Raw genomic sequence first — 19875 nt, 5'->3', positions numbered from 1 at the left:
AAACTGAGTTGTTTGATATAATCATTCAAGCTCAAGAAAATAAAAAACATTTTAATAAAGAGTTATGTATATTATCTAATAACGTTATTCAGAGAGAAAAGATAAAGCAATCAAAAGTTGCTGTTATTTTTTCTTCGGACTATAGAGCAAATTTATATTCTATATTTACTTGGTTAACTAACTTTCAGTTAGAACAATATGCTAGATTTATATTAAATCTTCCAAAGAATTATAAGGACTATGAAGATTATTTTTTACAAGAAAAACAACAAGATGGATATTCAAAAATCAAAGCTTTTAATAATGTTCAAGATAAGAAATTCTTAGCGAGAAAATATTTCAATTTATCAAAGCATGAACCATCAAATAATTACCCATTGTTTCAAGAAAATACTTTAAAATTGCAAAAATATTTAGAATATCCTTATGAATATAATACTGCAATTGATAAATCTGAATTTCTAGGTTCTGTAGATAGCTATTATAATTATTCTTGTGATAATATATAAAAATTATATATTAATAAAACAATCATTTATTAAGAAAATTAATATGCTGAAATCAGAAAATATACAAAAATCCGATAAAGCTCCTAAAGTTATAAGTAAAGACACTTTTTTTTAGACCTTATGGCCTTCCATCTTATTCTATTTACTATATGGATGACGGCACAACTATATATCGTGAATCTGAATCACCTCATCATTATGATAAAGTTAAAATGATAGGTCATGATACCGGATATTTTCATAAATATTTTACTAAATTTGGGTTTGAATAGACATTACTTAGAAAGAATTGCTTTGTGAGTTAATTTAGCCTCTCGATGTCATTCCTAGCTAAAAGCAGGAATCTAGTAATAAAAAGTTCATACACTGTAAGTTTTTAATAATAATTCTATGTAAAATTTTAAACCTTTCCTATCACATTGTAGCAGTTCTTAAGCCCAACTAATACTAAATTATATTCATGAACAATGCAGAGCCTTCAATTACTTTTAAGCTTGATATTACCACGGTTTATAACACCCTCAATATATTATCAGAAAGTAACATAAGAAATTTTAGAAAAAACTTTTTCGGTCTTGATGTAGTAGAAATGGATAAAAACTTTTCATCTATACCAACTGTTGGTGGCGCTATAGAAGTAATGCATTATATATTTGGACATTTAAATAGTGAAAAATCTACAGTAAGTAGCAATAAAGCTATAGAAATTAAGCATTCACTAATACATAAATTAATGCCTAATTATCCATATGAAAGTCACACAAACCATGAATTGTTGAAAAATTATGAAATAATAATAGAGACCAGGCTTTTTTGAATATCAATTAGATGGTGAACTCATAAAATGGATGCCGGATCAAATCATTTCTATACCCCCTGATACGCTAACCAAAATGCAAATAATGAGTCTTGCCTCTCATATAGTATATTAACTAGACACAATGAAACTGCTAAAGCGATATTTAAATGTATAATTGCAGCAATAAATCTATATTTTAATTACTTTGCAAAAGAAGTTGAACAATATAGCAAATATGCAGAATATCTACTCCCCGTGCTAAAGCTTATTGAACCGGGATCTAAGCTTTACATTACCCAAGCAACTAGTACCGTATATAAAATCCAGCTTAGATTTGTCAGGTCAATTCTCTGATTTATTAATGGAAAATAAAAATTTTGAAGAGACAAAAGCTTTACCTGAAGAATCTATTTTTTCGTTAAATACTAATTACTGAAAATCAGGTTTTAGCCCAGTGGTATTATAGAACAGGGCGTGTTTATGAAGAAACCGGAAGCTATGATATGTCTCCACTAAATGTTATGAACATGCTTTTGTGCTTCTACCCACACATCCAACAACAGCCTATCATTTATGGTCTAATTATAGAATACAAGGCAAATGTGATAAAGCTAACGACTTAATACAATAATGTGCCGGTAGAATATATAAAATACATTCTAGAAATGTTAACTAATCCATATGAAATTTCTTATAAGACGTTAGATGTAATTAAAAAATACCTTAGTTCCTTTCTATTCATCAATATATGATGGCTGTGAATACATGGCTTTTTATAACAGAATTTCCAATAAAAAAATTAACCAAAACCAGCAATCAATATTATCAACTAAAAAAGAAACATGAATTTTATCTAGCCATTCAAAAGATTACCAACTTCAATAATCATTCTTGGAATATTCCTAAAGAAGGTCAAATTAAAATTGATAATCAGGAAGTAACAAAAGGTACGGATAAATTTCTTGGCAAATATAGAGGATTTGATTGTTACGGTACAATGTCTAAAAAAATCTATAATAATTTTGATAAAAGTAAAGTTACTTCTTTTGTTTCTGCTTAAAAAAAAGGAATAATATATCACAAACACAGAGTAAACGGAGTTAAACTTATTAAGGAAAATGCTTTTAAAACTAAGTGGGACTATGATGACCGATTATTTACGAATATATTATATTTTAATGAACAAAGGTTATTATTAAATGTTGATGAGTATGGTAACCATGCTGAAATAAAAAAGTTTATTAGCGGTCATCATTTGGAGTTTTATAATGTGGAGTGATTAACTTTAAGATTCTGCTTTGTTGTATGATTCGATTTTTATCGTCATTGCGAGGAAATTACATAGCAATTGACGAAGCAATTTCAAGATATTTGACGAGATTACTACGCAGCCTAAGGCTGCTCGCAATGACGATATCTATATTTAACAATGCCTAAAACTTAGGATAATTTTGTAGTAGAACTTAAATAATCGTTGCCGTATTTCTCAATATAATCACCATATTTACCTTTAAAATCAACAATCTTGTTCCTATGGAAAAGAGCTATAATTCCGATCGTGCGTTACTAATATTACCGTACCATCACAATCAATTAGAGATTTTTTAAGAGCTTCTCTTGACTCTATATCAAGATGATTTGTCGGTTCATCAAGAACCAAAATATTACTTTTTCCTAGCATCATTTTAGCAAGTAATAATCTTGCCCCTCACCGCCGCTTAAACTTACAATATTTTTATTTACTTCATCACTGCGAAATAATACTTGTCCGAGCGTATTTCTAATTGTATTTTCCGTTTCTTTTTCAGATTGCCTTTTAAGCTAATCAATAATACTAATATTTTCATTAAGTAGCTCATGATGGTCTTAAACGAAATAAGATATTTGCGATTCATATCCCAACTCATAGCTACCTTGATCTGCTGATATTTTATTCATTAAGATTTTTAATAAAGTAGATTCCCCAATATCGTTTGCACCGATAATAATAATTTTTTCTCCTCATAATACGTTAAAACTAACTTTATTTAATATTTGCTTATTCTCAAAATCTTTAGTTATTTGATCAATTTTTTACTAATTTTCCTGAATTGCTTAGCTGCTTAAATCTAAATAACGGACTAATTCTTGAAGATTTCTGTATATCCGGTAATTCTATTGTCTCTAACTGCTTTTCTCGGAAGGCACTTTGTCTTGCTCTCGTCCCTGTTCTAAATTTATCAACCCAAGCCTGCATATTTTCTATTTTCTTTTCTAAAAAATCTCGCTCACTTAGCTTCTGAGCAGCTATTATCTGCTTTTCTTGAACAAAATTATCATAATTGCCCGTATATAGTTTTATTTCTCCATAATCTATGTCCAAAATATCCGTTGCGACATTATTTAAAAAAACTAAATCATGCAATATAAAAATTAATATTCCTTTAAAAGAGTTTTTTAAATAATTCTCAAGCCAACATATTGAAATAATATCAAGATGGTTTGTCGGTTCATCAAGTAGTAAAATATCGGGATTATTAAATAGACTTTGTGTACGAGTAATACACGAAGCTTATAACCTTCTGACAACGCAGAAAGCAGCTCATAATGGTATTTTTCGGCTATTCCAAGACCTACAAGCAAGCTAGCTGCAAAAATTTCAGCAGTATAACCGTCATTATCGTATATTACCTGTTCAAGTTCACCAAACTTATACCCATCTTCATCACTACATTCCTGCCAATTTAATATCTCTTCTTTTTCCTGTAAAGCTTTCCATAACTCCTTCTTCCCTGCTATTACCATAGCTATAATTTTAGTATTTTCATAAAGAAACTGATCTTGTTTTAAACAACCTATTTTAGAGTTTTTTGGTATGTTAATCTCACCGAAAGCTGGTCCTTCTTCCTTAGTTAAGACTTTGCAAAAAGTTGTTTGACCTGCTCCGTTGGCACCTACTAAACCATATCGTTTATTGTTTTTAATATGCAAATTTATATCGTAAATAGTATTCTTGTACCATAACTCATGGCTAAATCGTTTATAATAATCATATTTTTAGATGTCGTGGGTTAAATGGTGTTATTGTATAGACACCTAATCGCCATTGTGCACAACTGCAGGTCTTGTTGCATGGCTCGTTTTATGTCATTCCAGCGAAGGCGTTGTTGCGTAGATACCGCCCCATCATTGCGAGTAGTCGTAGAGGCAGTCCAAAACAATAATAAAAACAATAATAAAAAAATTCTGTAAATCAGAATTTTTTACTGGATTGCTTCGTCAAAACTTACAGTTTTTCCTTGCAATGACGACCTTCAGTATCCACACAACAAGACCTATGCAGGCATAACATAAGAGCCATACGGGCGCTGTGGCAAGATTCATAAATGCTTATTACTTAAAGTTAGTTTTGATGGATACCATGGAAGGTTCACGGTATAACAATAAAAAATCTTATTTCTTCAATAGCTCAAGAGCTTTTGCAAAATCTACTATATATTCTTCTTCTTTTTTTAAGTCTTTAATTTTTAAGTTATTATTCGCCTGCTCTTCGTCACCTATAAAAATAATAAATTTAGCATTTTCATTAAAAATGCGTTGCATTCTTTTAGCTATTTTACCTAGGGGTTCTATGATAATAGCAATATTTTCTGTTCGCAATTTATCTACAATTTCTAAAGCATAGCAAATATTATTTTTGCCTATAGGTAATACAAATACCGGATTAACTTCAGATATATTATATTCCCGCATTAAAGCAATTCGCTCAATACCGGCAGCAAAACCGATAGCCGGCACATCATCGTTATTACCCATGATTTTAGCAAGCCCGTCATAACGTCCACCGGCTAGAATAGTAGATTGGCTCCCTAGCTTTTTTGTAGTGAATTCAAAAGCAGTATGACAATAATAATCAAGCCCTCTAACCAAGCGTGGATTTATGCTATATTTCACGCCTAAAATATCTAGATACTTTATCAACTCCTCAAAATATGCTTTGGATTCATCAGTGTAATATTCAGATAAAACCGGTGCGTTTGCTATTATTTTCTGATCGGTCTCACTTTTAGAATCAAGTATCCGCATTGGATTTGTGGATAACCTTATTTTGCTTTCTTCTGATAATTGATCTTTAAAATCATTTAGATATTCTACTAATTTTTGCTGATAAACACTTCTTGATTCATTACATCCAAGAGAGTTAAGCTCTAAGGTAGTATCCTGCTCTATTTCGAGTGCTTTTAATATATCAACGGCTAACTTCAAAGTGTCAGCATCAGTAATTGCTCCTTTAGCACCAATATACTCATAATTTAGTTGGTGAAATTGTCTTTGACGCCCTGCTTGCGGTCTATCATAACGAAAAACAGGACCGGTAGAGCAAAACTTTAATGGTAATTTATGTTGTAATCCGTTTGAGATGAGGCTTCTTATAATACATGCTGTAAATTCAGGTCGTAATGCTACGGAATTATTGCTTTTATCTAAAAAACTATAGATTTCTTTGCTGATTACGTCAGAGCTTTCACCCATCGAACGGTTAAAGACTTTAGTATACTCCAAAATAGGAGTACTCATTTGTTTATAGCCGTACAATACTCCAACATCTCTTGCTTTGTTAATTATATAGTCGTGAACTTTATAATCATCCGGCAAGAGATCTTTCATTCCTCGGAGTGGTTGCACCTTTTCAGTCATTTGGTTAATTTTGTTTTGTTGCATGGATTACTACTAACTCGTCATTGCGAGGAGAGGCAAAGCCTCGATGTGGTAATCTCAGACATTTTGTACTACTTCATGAGATTGCCACGCTCTCTACGTGCGCTTGCAATGACGGATAGCCCCCTCTTAATTCTGCTCTTTTTGCATAAAAAACAATCTTATAATATATAAAACAAATATTGTAATAAACCAATATATTAATGCACGACCTGCGGTTAATAGCTTAAATTCACCGTCATATATTTGAATAAATAGTAAATATGCACAAGCAATTAAAATAAACGGTACGATAATAAATACTAAAGGACATCTAAAAGGTCTTTGAGCATCAGGTAGCGTTACCCTAAATAATACCACTATTATTGTAACGGTTATATAATCAATAAGAGCTCCCATTGAAGTTAATTGCGTTAATAATTCCGTAGAACAAAATCCTCCAAGGATAGCGGCTAAAGAAGCAAATATTATAATCGTAATATACGGACTATCATATTTTGGGTGTAGCTTTGCAAAACTTTTCGGTAGTAAACCGTCACGTGCAATAGCATAAAAAATACGAGAAGTACCGTAAATATTCATCATCAACACCGTCATCATACCGCAAACTGCTCCGGTTGCAACAATAGCAGAGCCGATCTTGCTATTATTGATGGTTAAAGCATAAGCAAGTGGTTGATCGTTATTTAACTGATCAAACAGTGCAATACCGGTAACAAGCCCTGCCATCGTTACATAAACTATAGTAGTTAGAACAAGTGAGCCAATAATACCGATCATTATATCGCGTTTTGGGTTTTTACACTCCTCAGCTGCGGTTGCAATCGTTCCAAAACCCGTAAAAGCTAAGAATAAAATAGACGCACCTACTAAAACATTACTAAAACCGAAAGGCATAAAATTACTCCAGTTAGTAGCATCAAAATGAGGGGCAGCAGCGAGTATAAATACGAATATTGCAGCCATTTTTATGAAAACTAAAATTGCATTTAGTCTCTTACTATCTTTAGTACCTAAATATAAAATAAATCCAATAAATCCCGAGATTAAAAATGCCGGTAAATTTATTATACCGCCGTTTGTCGGTACAGTAGTTAATTCTTTCGGTAAAGTGATTCCACCTGCTGCTAGTATTCCTTGTACGTAGCCCGACCAGCCTGCAGCTACTATTCCTGCAGCAACACCAAGTTCTAATATTATAACACTACCGATCATCCAAGCAAATACTTCGCCAAATGCTACATAGGAATAAGTGTAAATACTGCCTGATGTCGGAAGCATCGCAGCAAGTTCAGTATAAACAAGCGCTACAAAGATACAGGTAATACCTGCAATCGCATAAGATAACATTACTGCAGGTCCTGAATATTTAGCAGCAATTATACCGGTAACGACGAATACGCCCGTGCCGATCATCGCACCAAGACCTAGTAATATTAAATCGAATGCTCCAAGCGTCTTGCTAAGACCGCTTGAGCTGCCTATCTCTTTTACTGATTCAAAACTTTTCTTCCTTAACAAACTCATTAGTTTCTCCTATTTTAGTGAGCTTATTTTGTGTCATTGCAAGCGACTAAAAGGAGTGTGGCAATCTCAGAAGTTCTAACTAGATTGCCACGTCGCTTCGCTCCTCGCAATGACGTAATTACCCCTTATCTCTCTAGTAATCCATCCGCCTCCTAGTACTCTTGCGCCGGCATAAATAACGCATGCTTGCCCAGGGGCAACGGCTTTTTCTTCGCATAAAAATTTTACTTTCATTTTATCATCATCGAGTTTACTTATTTCGGCTAGACGCGGCGGTCTTGTCGAGCGAATTTTAACTGCTACTTCTAACTTTTTGTTATCTTTAATCTCATCTGCAAGCCAATTCACATCTCTAATGATAAATTCCTGCACGTTTAATGCGGACTCCGGTCCTACATATACTATATTGTCCTTAGGATCAATCTTTACTACATATAAAGGCTCATTATAAGCTATACCAAGACCACGACGTTGCCCTATGGTGTAGTTAATTATACCGTTATGCTCTCCTAGCTCAAACCCGTTTACGTGAATAATTTTACCGCTTTCACTGCTATTTGGACGTATTTTATTTATTACGCTCTTATAATTTCCGTCAGGTACGAAACAAATATCTTGGCTGTCGGGCTTATCCGCTACCTCAAGCCCAAATTTACTAGCAAGCTTTCGTGTTTCATCCTTAGTAAGCCCTCCTAGAGGGAAACGTAAATATTCTAATTGCTCTTTAGTTGTCGTAAATAAAAAATAACTTTGATCTTTTGTTGGATCAAGCCCTGTATGTAATTCCGCTCCGTTATCACCGTTTATTTTTCGTACGTAATGACCGGTAGCAAGCTTATCTGCTCCAAGTTCTCTAGCTGTTTTAATGAGATCCCTGAACTTTACCGATTTATTACATTGCACACATGGAAGCGGTGTTTCACCTTGTAAATAGCTATCGACAAAATTATCTATTACCGACTGTTTAAATTTGTTCTCATAATCAAGCACGTAATGGGGAATACCTAGCTTATTTGCTACCATTTTAGCATCGTAAATATCCTGACCGGCACAACAGGCATTTTTCTTCCCTACTGCCATACCGTGATCATATAGCTGCAAGGTAATACCTATAACATTATGTCCTTGTTCATGCAATATTGCAGCAACCGCCGAACTATCAACCCCGCCTGACATTGCAACAACTATAGTAGACTGCTTACCCCCTAAATTAATCATACCAACCTTACACAAACAGTAAATTATACTAAATTTATAATTAAATTACAACACTATCTTTTAAGATATTAAAATGCTATAATTGGCGTTGTCTAATAATTATCGATTTCGTCATTGCAAACAGCCGTAGGCTGCATAGCAATCTCATGAAATAATAACAAACTCCTGAGATTGCTTCATCAATACTTCATATTTCCTCGCACTGACGATTTACTAATCCACGTGGGAATGACAAAATGCTTCAAATAATGCACAAATTATATGTTATTTAAAATATTATACAAAACAGTTATTACATTAGCTCTAATTTATTTCATACTGATTATTTTAGAATATGCACGTCAAGGTTTTATTAATGACTTATCGTTACAAAAAGTAGATTTATCTATTCAGAATTCTATAAAAGAACCAATTTATTTAGTTTCTTATGCCGACGGTCCAGAGTATGTTTATCGTAATCAAAATGCAACCACTCATTATGCAATTAATAAAGGTATAGACTTTATATTTAACTATAAGAAAAAGCACATAAATCAAGCGTTTATAGAAAAAAACCAAGAAATTTTTAATGAACCTGCAGGAGCAGGATTATGGCTATGGAAGCCTTATATTATACTTGAAACAATGAAAAATGCACCAGAAGGAGCTATTATAGTATATTTAGATTCAGCATTTGTTATTAAAAAGCATATCAGTAATTTAACAAATCTTTTAGGCGATAATGATATATTACTGGTACATGATCGCAATCGTAAAAACGGTAGTTTTGTTAAAGGTGAAACTTTTGCTTTAATGGATTGCCTTACAGACGAATGCAGAAATGACGATCACATTTGGAGTGCCGTTATTATTGTGCGTAATACCAAGCTTTCTCGTTCTTTCATTGAAAAATGGCTAAAAAGTTGTGAAGATATTAGAATTCTTTCAGGCAAAGATTATAATATCCATCCTAATTACGATGAATATAAATGGCATCATTCCGATCAATCGGTACTTAGCCTTATATATCATAAAAATCCACAATCGGTTAAAGTAATAAAATATGAAGAAACAACACCTTCTTTATCTTGGTTCCACCGTAAATATTCAAATAGCTCACCGTTAAAACCTTGGTATAGCATATACGGTATAGATCCTATAATTAATTTTAATACTAACGGCAAAGTTTTACCTTCTACTGCTCTTATAAATACTCCGCCGATTGTTAGACTTCGTAAATGGGTTATTGAGTATACTCAATGAGCCGGTGTTGTTGCATAATTCCAAAGCCGTCATTACGAGCGAACGTAGAGAGCGTGGCAATCTCATGAAATAATAACAAACTCCTGAGATTGCTTCGTCAATTACTTACGTAATTTCCTCGCAATGACAACATCTCTCGTACTTTAAAAAAACTATAAGACAAAGTAAGTACTTTAATGTCTTGCATTTCAGGGTCAAGCTCAAAATCCTTATCTATATAAAATGTAACCGGCATTAAGACTTTTTCGCCGGCTTTTAATAATTGTTCTTCAAAACAAAAACAATGAATTTTTACGAAATATTTTCCTGCTTTATTTGGAGTAACATTATATACAGAAGTACCTATTATATCGTTATCGCTTAGATTCTCCGTTTCATAGAACACTAGAGTATTCTGCCCCGGAACAATTTGCACTCTTTGCTGCCTTGGAATAAACCGCCAAGGTAAATCTTTATCAACATTAGCATCAAATTCGATAATTATAGGTTTAGTGCCTTTTACCTTAGAATATAAACTCACCGTTTCTTTTGCAGTAGTGCCACCATATCCTGTAACTTTACAAAATAAATTATAGATAGGTACGGAAGCAAAACTAAGTAACACCATACTAATTATTAATCCCAGCAAGGAAAAAGCTAAATTTTTATTGGATTTTTTAGACATTATTTGATTTTATTTAAAAATACTCTAGAAAAAGTTTATTTTAGATCATATATGTGTTAGTATAAAAAAAATAGTTTTTAAGGTTAGTATGACTAATAATATTAATGCATTAGCAATTTCTAGCGAATCAGGATTTTATAGCTACTTACAGAAAATCAATAAAATTCCTTCACTTACGCAAGAAGAAGAATTGTTATTAGCAAAATCCTATTTAGAAGGGAATGATTTACAAGCTGCACATAAATTAGTAACAAGCCATCTTAAACTTGTTGCAAAAATTGCAAGCGGCTATAGGACTTACGGTCTTCCTATTACCGAATTGGTTTCAGAAGGTAATATAGGTTTAATGCAGGCAGTAAAAAAATTCAATCCCAAACTTGGTTTTCGCCTATCAACATATGCGATGTGGTGGATTAAAGCAGCTATACAAGAATATATATTAAAATCTTGGTCATTAGTAAAGATGGGAACAACAGCCGCACAAAAAAAATTATTTTTTAGTCTTAATAAAGTTAAGCATAAAATTACTAATTTATACTCAAGGGCTATTACTACCGATGATTTTGCACAAATAGCAGATGAGCTAGGCGTTTCGGTTAATGAAGTTTCTGAAATGAATACTAGAATTTCAGGTCCTGATTTATCGTTAAATAACTCTATAAATAGTGACAATGCAGAATCCAGAGAATTAATAGAACTATTAGCGGAAACACGCCCTACTCCTGAAGCTATGGCTATTAATAAGCAAAATTCTACCAGTAAAAGGCAGTTACTATCAAATGCTATGAAGATTTTAAACGATAGGGAGCTTCGTATTTTAACAGAGCGTAAATTAACGGATACTCCTAAAACTCTAGATATTCTAAGCAATGAGTATAATATTTCTAAGGAACGTATTAGACAAATAGAAAATACGGCTTTTGCAAAAATAAAGAAGTTTATTTTAAACCATAGTAGAGAAGTAGCTTAATGCCTTATTGGACTGTCATCCCGTGGCGTGACCACAGGATTTAAAAAAACAACTAATAGCATTTTAACTGGATATCGAAATTAAGTCACGGTATGATAACGGAAAAACGATCTACCCAACAATGCTTTCGTAGAAATGACATTAGTTTAGTACACCTGACCATTCTGGATCAGAAGCATCTGCCGGTGTCATAATTTCTCTTTCATTATAACCTGTTAGATCAATTGCAAAAATTTTGTTTTTTCCCGGAGCTTTAGCGCTCGACGGCCAACCTTTAGCAAACATAATAACTCGTCCGTTAGGCGACCAACAAGGACTTTCGACTAAATATCCGCTTGTTATTATCCTTTCAATATTCTCATCATCTTGGGGACATGCTTTCATAATTCCGATATTAAAAGTTTTTCCTCCGTCTCCTCTAGTAATCTTAGTAAATGCTATATAGTCTCCTCTAGGCGACCAGCTAGGAGCTGCGTAAGAACCACTGCCAAAACTAATACGCTGAACGTCACTTCCGTCTGAATTCATGATATATAATTGAGGCACACCGTTTCTATCGGAATTATATACAATTTTTTTACCGTCCGGTGAATAGCTAGGAGAGGTATTAATACCGAATCCGTCAGTTAATTTATGAAGCCGTTTAGTAGCAAGGTCGATTTCATAAATATGCGTCGAGCCGTTTTTAGCTATCGACATTACAGCTTTTCTACCGTCCGGTGAGAATCTAGGAGCAAAAGATATACCGGGAAAATCACCTACTACACTTTCCTTGCCTGTTTTTAAATCTTTTTCATAAACGAGTGCTCTTCTTTTAGTAGCATATGAAACGTAAAAAATCTTATCCGCCGAACGAGCAAATCTTGGGGTTAAGACTAGTGACTTTCCATTGGTAAGGTATTTATTATTAGCCCCGTCATAATCCATCAAAGCAATTCTTTTTATTTTCGGTAAAGAGCTGCTTTCTGATACATACACTATTTTAGTATCAAAATAACCGGCATCACCGGTAATTTTTTCATAAATTTTATCGGCAATTTTATGTGCTGCTCTTCTCCATAGATTTTCCGGTACTTCAAGAATTTCACCGGCGAGCTGTTTTTCAAGCAACGTATCCCATAATATAAAGCTAATTTTAAATTTACCGCTTTCTAGTTTTTTAACTTCACCGTTTACTAAAAGACTAGCATTAATTTGACGCCATGCAGCAAAAAGAGGTTTATATTCTATTCCTGTCTTCTCTTCTATAAAAGCGGCAGCAGAAATAGGACGGAATAACCCCGAAAACTTTAAATCATTAGAGATAACTTTAACCATATCGTGACCTAATACATCAGCGGCAGAATTATCGGCATCAAATTTATTGACCGCTATAGGTGTCGGGTCAGCTCGCCCATGCTCAATGTTTATTGTTTCAAGTGCATAGCTGGGAAAGCTAAATAATAGTGATAGTATAAAATATATAATATTTCTCACTTAAAATACTCCTTTTTATCCAATTCCGTTATGGTTGTTGTATGTCATTCCTTCCTGCTTTCGCAGGAATGACATACATTACCCAAAAATCTTCATCAGTTCTTCCCATTCTCTCTTAGTCATATCACTAGTTTCATGGGTAACTTTTTCACCGTTTATCATTCTTTTAATTACAGCCAAACCTTTACGTGAAATATTTGCTCCCTGCAAACGATATTCTTCAAAAGCTTCGTAAGTAAAAGGAACCCAAGCTTTGACTATCTCAAGCATCTTTTCAGCATAAACTCTAATTTCATATTGAGCGTGAGGGTCAGCTCGCAATCTTAAAAAATGAAGTAAATTATGTAAATTAATCTTCCAATACCATTCCGTATAATAATTTAAAGTTAAATTCATACGAGCAAGCTCTCTTGCTATCCCTGTGGCGTTCTCATCTATAATATTACCCTCTTCATCGGCATTCATCAGTTCCTTATAATGCCCGTAGCACTGTCTAGCATCTTCCTCTAAAATTGCAAGGACCTTTTCCGCCACTTCTTGCGGTAAGCTATCCCCTTCCCTACATTGTTTATTTACAGCAGATTGGGAAGCAATATTTGCCGGTTCAGGTAGATAAAATTCATTACCTAAAATAGAATACCTTGCCGAATATTCATTAACGCTAGCTGTTCTATGCCTAATCCATTGCCTTGCAATAAATATCGGTAGTTTAATATGGAACTTGATATCACACATCTCAAAAGGAGTGGTATGATAATGACGAAACAAGTAGTTTATCAGACCTTTATCTTGGTTTAATTGCTTCGTACCCTTACCGTAAGAAACACGAGCTGCTTGTACTATAGCACTATCATCCCCCATATAGTCGATAACTCTAATAAAGCCGTAATCTAACACTTTTATAGGCTCATATAAGATTTCTTCAAGTGCCGGGACTGTGACTCTTTTTGTGGTGTTATGCATTCTATTTATCCTTTATGTCTTTCTTTAAATTAACCTTTCCGATGTCATTCCTGCGAAAACAGGAATCCAGCGTAAAACGAGATAAATCGAGCTTTTAAAAAGCTTTAAAGTATTGGATTGGATTCCCGCTTTCGCGGGGATGACATCGATCCTTAAGTTGCCACCCATACACTTCTGCAAAAATGACATAAAAGTTATGGCAAATAACTATATAAATTCTTACCGTTTCTTTTTAGCCATAATTTTGCCGGTTGGTATTCGGGATATATATCCTCAACTAGCTCCCAAAAATTTTTACTATGATTCATTTCTTTTAAATGTGCCATTTCATGAGCTACTAAATATTTCAGGACTTCAAAGGGGGAAAAAACTACCCGCCAATTAAAAACAAGATTCCCTTTGCTACAACAACTCCCCCAACGGCTAGCATTTTCTATTATTCTAATATTGGAATAAGTCAGATTATGTTTTTTAGATATATTCTCTACTATTATTTTTATTTCTGCTAATAATTTCTTTTTAAGGAATACTGCTATACTAAGTTTTTTTAGTACCTGACTACAATACACTTCTAACGTAGAATCATTTAATTTTATCTGATTTTTAGACAAATCAATATGTATTATTTCATAAGATTTATCCAAAATAGAAATCTTATCTTCATCTTTTGGTATCGCAGTTACATTACGACGTAATTTTTGCCTAACCCAATATTCTTGACTGAACAAAAAATTATGACCTTTTTCAGCTTTTTTTTACCTTAAGAGGTAATACAAGCTCTGCACCTTTAGACGTAATACGGATGGCTATATTTTTAGCTTTGCTACTCCTTCTTACTATAACATTTTGAGATTCACCATATTTGGTAAGAGTAATAACATCTTCCATTTAAAATTCTATATACTTATTAGGATCAACTGCTATTTTATTTTTACGCATAGCAAAATATAATTTATGTTCTACATGTCCGATAACACTATTTCTAGCAATTTTATCACCTTTTTTCAGTAATAAATCATCTAAACTCGCATATGCTACTTCTAGATCGTCTTTATCTAATTTAACTATTACTAAATTACCAAATTGCTTATTATAACCTGAATATATTACCGTTCCTGCAGCTATCGATTTAACTTCACTATATTCTTTAACTGCAATATCTATCCCTTTACTTTTACCAGCTTTAAACTCGGTAATAATTACCCCATTTAACGGTTTTACAAAGTTTAATTGTTCTATCGCTTCTTCATCTTCATTCCGAGACATAGGGATCTCAATATCATCATTATCATCTTCTATCATTTTTGCCTTTGGCTCTTCGAGTCTAACGCTAACTTTTTCTGACGCGGGATTGTCTTCCATAGTTCTTTGAACTATCATACCCTCATCGTGATCTAGTTCAGTAGAATTATTATTCGCAGTAACATCTCCTACTTTATACTCAATTGGAGCCGGCGGCTGATCAACACAAGCAACTAAACAAAAACATATAACGATACTAAGTACAACAGGATGTTTCATATATTTAACAAAACTATTATTTACATTAGAAAACAAATCTTACATAGTATATAATTTTTATCATTATTTTCCATCAAAAAATTAACTATGAAAACTTATAATATTGTCATAGCTAGTGATCATTCAGGTTATGAGCTTAAGTCTAAAATTATCAATTATTTAGAGCAGAAATCTCTAAAGATTTATGACTGCGGAACAAATAATACACAAACCGTTGATTATCCTGATTATGCCAAGAAAGTAGTAGATATTATTATTGAAAAATCAGCACCTATCGGTATTTTAATTAGTGATACGGGTATTGGTATGTCTATAGCTGCGAATCGTAGCGCGGAAATAAGAGCCGCTTTGTGCAACAATATATTAACTGCTGAAAATGCTAAAGCTCATAATGACGCTAATATCTTGATACTCGGAGCAAAAACCATAGACCAAAAAATAGTATTTGATATTATAGATCAGTTTTTAACTACCCAATTTGAAGGCGGCAGACATAGCACCCGCCTATCAAAGATAAAATAGTTGTATAAACTGTTAAACATTGTTATTATCCGTCATTGTGAGGAAAGGCAAAGCCTCGACTTGGCAATCTCAGGCATTTTATACTATTTCATAAGATTGCCACGCTCCTTGCAGTCGTTCGCAATGACGATTTTGTATCCATGCAATAAAGCCAAACTATATATAATATAAATTATGCTGCTTAATATGAATCTTCAAGAGTTGAAACAAAAATATAATTACGATGTTGCAACGAAAATGATGCAGCAATATCTAGACATTAAATTTGCTCATTTAGATTGTTTACTACTATTTAGAATGGGTGATTTTTATGAAATGTTCTATGAAGATGCAATTCTAGCAAGCAATGTACTGGGCATTGCTTTAACAAAGCGCGGCAAAAACGGCGAAGAAGAAATTGCGATGTGCGGAGTACCTTATCATGCCCTTGAGAATTATTTAACTAAGTTAATTGAAGGAAATTATAAGGTTGCTATTTGTGATCAACTAGAAACACCTGAAGAAGCAAAGAATAGAGGCGGTTATAAAGCGGTAGTTACTAGGGATGTTACACGTATTATAACTCCGGGAACTATAATTGAAGAAAATTTAATTGCTTCAGCCGAACCTAATTATTTAGCAAGTCTCGTAATACCGAAAAATAAAGAAACAGCTAGCCTTTGTTATGTTGATCTTTCTACTTCCGAAATTGTTGTAGTTAATGTACCGGGAACAGAAATTCTTAATGAGCTAGCTCGTTTAAAACCTCGTGAAATTCTGCTTAGCGAAAATCTGAGATCTTCTAATCTTGCGGATAGTATTTTCAAACAATTAAATTTTCGTATTACCTATCAAGTTGATAGTTTTTTTGCGATTAATAAATGCGAAAAAATCATTTTAGATTTTTATAAAATGAAAGATATTAAAGGAATCGGCGAGATATCTAGTAGTCAAATTTGTGCCATAGGTAGCGTTTTAGAATATTTATCGTTAACGCAAAAACAAAATATTCCTCATTTGCCAATCCCTAGAATTATCAATTTTCATAGCTATATGACTATTGATTTCTCTACTAGACGCAACCTTGAAATTGTAACAAACTCACAAGGCGGCTCGCAAGGAAGTTTATTAAGCACCCTTAATCATACGGTTACTAAACAAGGCGGACGTTTACTATATAATTTTCTTTCAAGTCCTTTAACCAACATTGCTAAAATAAATCATCGTCTAAATATTACTGAGTTCTTTTATTCCAACTTAGAAATAGTAAAAAAAATTAGAGAACTTCTAAAAAAAACTAGTGATATAGAACGCTGCTTAACACGTATTACGATGAACAGAAGTTCAGGTCGTGATTTACTTAGCATTAAATATACTTTAGAAACGGCAACGATTATTAAAGGAGTATTCTTTGACGCTTACGGTTTTAATTTACCTGATTTTATCGAAAAAATTATTAAACCTCTATCAGGCGATGCAGAATTATATAATTTAATAGACGAAACAATACGAGAAGATGCACCGAATAATTTAAATGACGGAGGTATAATAAAACATGAATATCATCCGAAAGTAGCCCAATTACATGATTTAATTAATAATGGGAAATTATATATTGAAAAGCTAAAAGATCAATATCGCAAAGAAACGGGAATAGACAGTTTAAAAATATCTCATAATAATGTTATAGGGCTTTTTATCGATATCACCGCTAAAAATGTTAATAAAATCCTTGATCCCAAATTTATTCACCGTCAAACAACGGTTAATCATGTTCGTTACACTACTGCTGAACTACAAAAGCTTGAAAGTGAGTTAGTCAACGCTAAAACCTTAATAATAAGCTTAGAAAAAGAATTATATGCGGATATTTGTAGCCAAGTAATCGAAAAAGCTTCCTATTTACGAATGCTTGCAAGCTCCTTAAGCGGGCTTGACGTATTTTGTAATTTTGCTTACATCGCTGATGAATATGATTATGTTAAGCCTGAGTTTACCGATGATTTAAGCTTTGATATCGTTAAAGGACGGCATCCTGTAGTAGAGAAAGCACTACAGCGAGAAAGCAAAAGCTTTGTATATAATGATTGTCATTTATCGGAGCTTGAGCGTATTTGGTTAATTACCGGTCCTAATATGGCAGGTAAAAGTACTTTTTTACGTCAAAACGCCATTATTGCAATCATTGCTCAAATAGGTTCGTTTGTGCCGGCAAAAAGTGCTAAAATAGGGGTAGTCGACAAAATATTTAGCCGAATAGGTGCTGCTGATGACTTAATTAAGGGACAATCGACCTTTATGGCAGAGATGCTTGAAACCTCAGCAATTCTTGCTCAATCTACAAAAAACTCACTAATCATACTTGATGAGGTAGGTAGAGGCACATCCACTTATGACGGGGTATCTATAGCATGGTCGGTGCTTGAATATATTCATGATAAGCTGCAATGTCGCTGTTTATTTGCAACGCACTATCATGAGCTAACCGTTATGAGTAATTTCCTGCCGGGTTTGCAAAATTATACTATTGCTATTGAGGAGTCAGGTAAAGATATTCTATTTTTACATAATATTATATCAGGTGCTGCCGATAGGTCCTACGGTCTTCATGTTGCGGCTCTTGCCGGTCTTCCTGCGAGTGTTATAAACAGAGCTGAGCAGATTCTGCTTAAATTTGAAAAAACTTCTAAAGGTAAAGGAAAAAATATTTTATCAACGGAATCAAATAATTTGAGTTTGTTTTACCTTGAACCTAATAAAACTACTATAAGCAACAAATTAGATAAAAAATTCAGCACTATCGATCCTGATAAATTATCCCCTAAAGAAGCACTTGAGTTAATTTATGAGTTAAAGAAGTTGGTTTGATGCGAGTTTGGCAGTGCCTGCGTGGCTCAGTTTTTTTCATCATTGCGAGGGAAAACTGCAAATTTTGACGAAGCAATCTCAGGAGTTTGTTATTATTTCATGAGATTGCCACGCAGCCTAGGGCTGCTCGCAATGACTATCTAGTATTTACGCAACCTTGCCTCCCTTTCCAACCAATATTTACTACAGGCGAAAAAATTAGGATTAGCGAAACTTTCTTTACCGTAAGTAATTTCTTGTCCATGCGTATCTAAAATATTACCACCACCGGCTTTAATTAAAGCATGACCTGCCGCTATGTCCCATTCCATAGTTTGACCAAATTTTGGATATATATCAGCTGCTCCTTCAGCAATTAAGCATAGTTTAATTGAACTGCCTATTGCATTTATTTGACCGAATGAATACTTACTTAAAAATTCTTGAGTAGCTTTATTTGAATTATAAAAACCTATTACCGCATTAAGCTCTTCATGTTTAGGTTCATGATTAACAAATATTTCTTTAGAATTCTGTTCGATTTTTAACCGACCGTTTACATCGGTATAATATAGCTTTGCTGTTTCAGGGTGATATATCAAGCCGATGGTTGGAAAACCGTTTTCAATAAGCCCTATATTGACCGTATATGTACTTTTACCGTTTACATAGCTCCATGTCCCATCAATAGGATCGATTAACCAAAAAGTATCACTGCTGAATATAGGTAGCGGCCGCTCTTCACATACTATAGCTATTTGCGAGGTTAAGGTTTGTAGAGTTTGATAAATTATTTTACTAATTTCCTTATCGGCATTAGTGACTACTGACCCATCTGATTTAATATCAGTCAATATTCCTGCCTTTTTTATATTTAGTGCAATCTTGCCGGTATTAATAATTAAATCTTTTAAAGCATTAATTAAATTGTCATTCATAA

General features: G+C 33.4%; 18 protein-coding genes and 2 pseudogenes. 8 read left to right on the top strand and 12 right to left on the bottom strand.

What is annotated here, in order from left to right; all coding sequences use genetic code 11:
* The first annotated feature begins 8 nt into the window (after positions 1 to 8).
* From ACPKKV_RS03520 to ACPKKV_RS03505, 4 genes and pseudogenes are all read left to right on the top strand, one after another.
* Positions 9 to 509, top strand: a complete 501-nt coding sequence (locus tag ACPKKV_RS03520; RefSeq protein WP_392506206.1) for a hypothetical protein — start codon at positions 9 to 11, stop codon at positions 507 to 509.
* Between the two features lie 149 nt (positions 510 to 658).
* Positions 659 to 781, top strand: a complete 123-nt coding sequence (locus tag ACPKKV_RS03515; protein WP_424492202.1) for a hypothetical protein — start codon at positions 659 to 661, stop codon at positions 779 to 781.
* Positions 782 to 969: 188 nt separating this feature from the next.
* On the top strand, positions 970 to 1326 hold the full coding sequence (locus tag ACPKKV_RS03510; RefSeq protein ID WP_392506204.1) for a hypothetical protein: 357 nt from the start codon (positions 970 to 972) through the stop codon (positions 1324 to 1326).
* Between the two features lie 784 nt (positions 1327 to 2110).
* Positions 2111 to 2458, top strand: a pseudogene (locus tag ACPKKV_RS03505) (hypothetical protein); the annotation flags it as partial.
* Between the two features lie 381 nt (positions 2459 to 2839).
* On the opposite strand, the gene ACPKKV_RS03500 reads toward ACPKKV_RS03505, so the two are convergent.
* The 6 genes from ACPKKV_RS03500 to mnmA form a co-directional block, all read right to left on the bottom strand.
* Positions 2840 to 2992, bottom strand: a complete 153-nt coding sequence (locus ACPKKV_RS03500; protein ID WP_392506203.1) for a hypothetical protein — start codon at positions 2990 to 2992, stop codon at positions 2840 to 2842.
* A gap of 381 nt (positions 2993 to 3373) precedes the next feature.
* Entirely contained in the window at positions 3374 to 3712 is a 339-nt protein-coding gene (locus ACPKKV_RS03495; RefSeq protein WP_392506201.1) for an ATP-binding cassette domain-containing protein, read from the bottom strand.
* 32 nt (positions 3713 to 3744) lie between these two features.
* On the bottom strand, positions 3745 to 4278 hold the full coding sequence (locus ACPKKV_RS03490; RefSeq protein ID WP_392506200.1) for an ATP-binding cassette domain-containing protein: 534 nt from the start codon (positions 4276 to 4278) through the stop codon (positions 3745 to 3747).
* 462 nt (positions 4279 to 4740) lie between these two features.
* Positions 4741 to 5985 carry a histidine--tRNA ligase gene (gene hisS, locus ACPKKV_RS03485; RefSeq protein ID WP_392506937.1) on the bottom strand — a complete coding sequence of 415 codons (1245 nt, stop codon included), beginning with the start codon at positions 5983 to 5985 and terminating at the stop codon, positions 4741 to 4743.
* Between the two features lie 150 nt (positions 5986 to 6135).
* The gene (locus ACPKKV_RS03480; RefSeq protein WP_392506199.1) at positions 6136 to 7533 is read right to left on the bottom strand and encodes an amino acid permease; all 1398 of its coding nucleotides are present in this window, start codon (positions 7531 to 7533) and stop codon (positions 6136 to 6138) included.
* Positions 7534 to 7608: 75 nt separating this feature from the next.
* Positions 7609 to 8751 carry a tRNA 2-thiouridine(34) synthase MnmA gene (gene mnmA, locus ACPKKV_RS03475; protein WP_392506198.1) on the bottom strand — a complete coding sequence of 381 codons (1143 nt, stop codon included), beginning with the start codon at positions 8749 to 8751 and terminating at the stop codon, positions 7609 to 7611.
* A 261-nt stretch (positions 8752 to 9012) separates the two neighbouring features.
* On the opposite strand from mnmA, the gene ACPKKV_RS03470 reads away from it, so the two are divergent.
* Entirely contained in the window at positions 9013 to 9993 is a 981-nt protein-coding gene (locus ACPKKV_RS03470) for a hypothetical protein (RefSeq protein ID WP_392506197.1), read from the top strand.
* A gap of 97 nt (positions 9994 to 10090) precedes the next feature.
* Here ACPKKV_RS03470 and ACPKKV_RS03465 read toward each other — a convergent pair whose 3' ends face one another.
* Positions 10091 to 10657: a cytochrome c oxidase assembly protein gene (locus tag ACPKKV_RS03465; protein ID WP_392506196.1), complete on the bottom strand. Its 567-nt coding sequence runs from the start codon at positions 10655 to 10657 to the stop codon at positions 10091 to 10093.
* Positions 10658 to 10745: 88 nt separating this feature from the next.
* On the opposite strand from ACPKKV_RS03465, the gene rpoH reads away from it, so the two are divergent.
* The gene (rpoH, locus tag ACPKKV_RS03460; protein WP_392506195.1) at positions 10746 to 11627 is read left to right on the top strand and encodes an RNA polymerase sigma factor RpoH; all 882 of its coding nucleotides are present in this window, start codon (positions 10746 to 10748) and stop codon (positions 11625 to 11627) included.
* Between the two features lie 141 nt (positions 11628 to 11768).
* On the opposite strand, the gene tolB is transcribed toward rpoH, so the two are convergent.
* The 4 genes and pseudogenes from tolB to ACPKKV_RS03440 all read right to left on the bottom strand — a co-directional run bounded on the left by tolB (position 11769) and on the right by ACPKKV_RS03440 (position 15587).
* A complete protein-coding gene (gene tolB, locus ACPKKV_RS03455; protein WP_392506194.1) occupies positions 11769 to 13103 on the bottom strand; it encodes a Tol-Pal system beta propeller repeat protein TolB in 1335 nt (444 codons plus the stop codon).
* 78 nt (positions 13104 to 13181) lie between these two features.
* The gene (gene thyX, locus ACPKKV_RS03450; RefSeq protein ID WP_392506193.1) at positions 13182 to 14066 is read right to left on the bottom strand and encodes an FAD-dependent thymidylate synthase; all 885 of its coding nucleotides are present in this window, start codon (positions 14064 to 14066) and stop codon (positions 13182 to 13184) included.
* Positions 14067 to 14260: 194 nt separating this feature from the next.
* Positions 14261 to 14954, bottom strand: a pseudogene (locus ACPKKV_RS03445) (M48 family metallopeptidase).
* Complete coding sequence (locus tag ACPKKV_RS03440) at positions 14955 to 15587, bottom strand: murein hydrolase activator EnvC family protein (protein WP_424492229.1); 633 nt, start codon at positions 15585 to 15587, stop codon at positions 14955 to 14957.
* An 87-nt stretch (positions 15588 to 15674) separates the two neighbouring features.
* Here ACPKKV_RS03440 and rpiB point away from each other — a divergent pair, with 87 nt between their 5' ends.
* Together rpiB and mutS are read left to right on the top strand one after the other, a co-directional pair.
* Positions 15675 to 16109, top strand: a complete 435-nt coding sequence (gene rpiB / locus ACPKKV_RS03435; RefSeq protein WP_392506191.1) for a ribose 5-phosphate isomerase B — start codon at positions 15675 to 15677, stop codon at positions 16107 to 16109.
* A 174-nt stretch (positions 16110 to 16283) separates the two neighbouring features.
* The gene (gene mutS, locus ACPKKV_RS03430; RefSeq protein WP_424492228.1) at positions 16284 to 18956 is read left to right on the top strand and encodes a DNA mismatch repair protein MutS; all 2673 of its coding nucleotides are present in this window, start codon (positions 16284 to 16286) and stop codon (positions 18954 to 18956) included.
* A 140-nt stretch (positions 18957 to 19096) separates the two neighbouring features.
* Here the strand turns inward: mutS and ACPKKV_RS03425 are convergent, their stop codons facing one another.
* On the bottom strand, positions 19097 to 19873 hold the full coding sequence (locus ACPKKV_RS03425; protein ID WP_392506189.1) for a 3'(2'),5'-bisphosphate nucleotidase CysQ family protein: 777 nt from the start codon (positions 19871 to 19873) through the stop codon (positions 19097 to 19099).
* Positions 19874 to 19875: the final 2 nt, after the last annotated feature.

Source organism: Rickettsia finnyi (genome assembly GCF_049668125.1).
Taxonomy (GTDB): Bacteria; Pseudomonadota; Alphaproteobacteria; order Rickettsiales; family Rickettsiaceae; genus Rickettsia; species Rickettsia kotlanii.
Note: the sequence above shows the minus strand (reverse complement) of the source record. Positions and strands in the feature narration are given on the sequence as shown.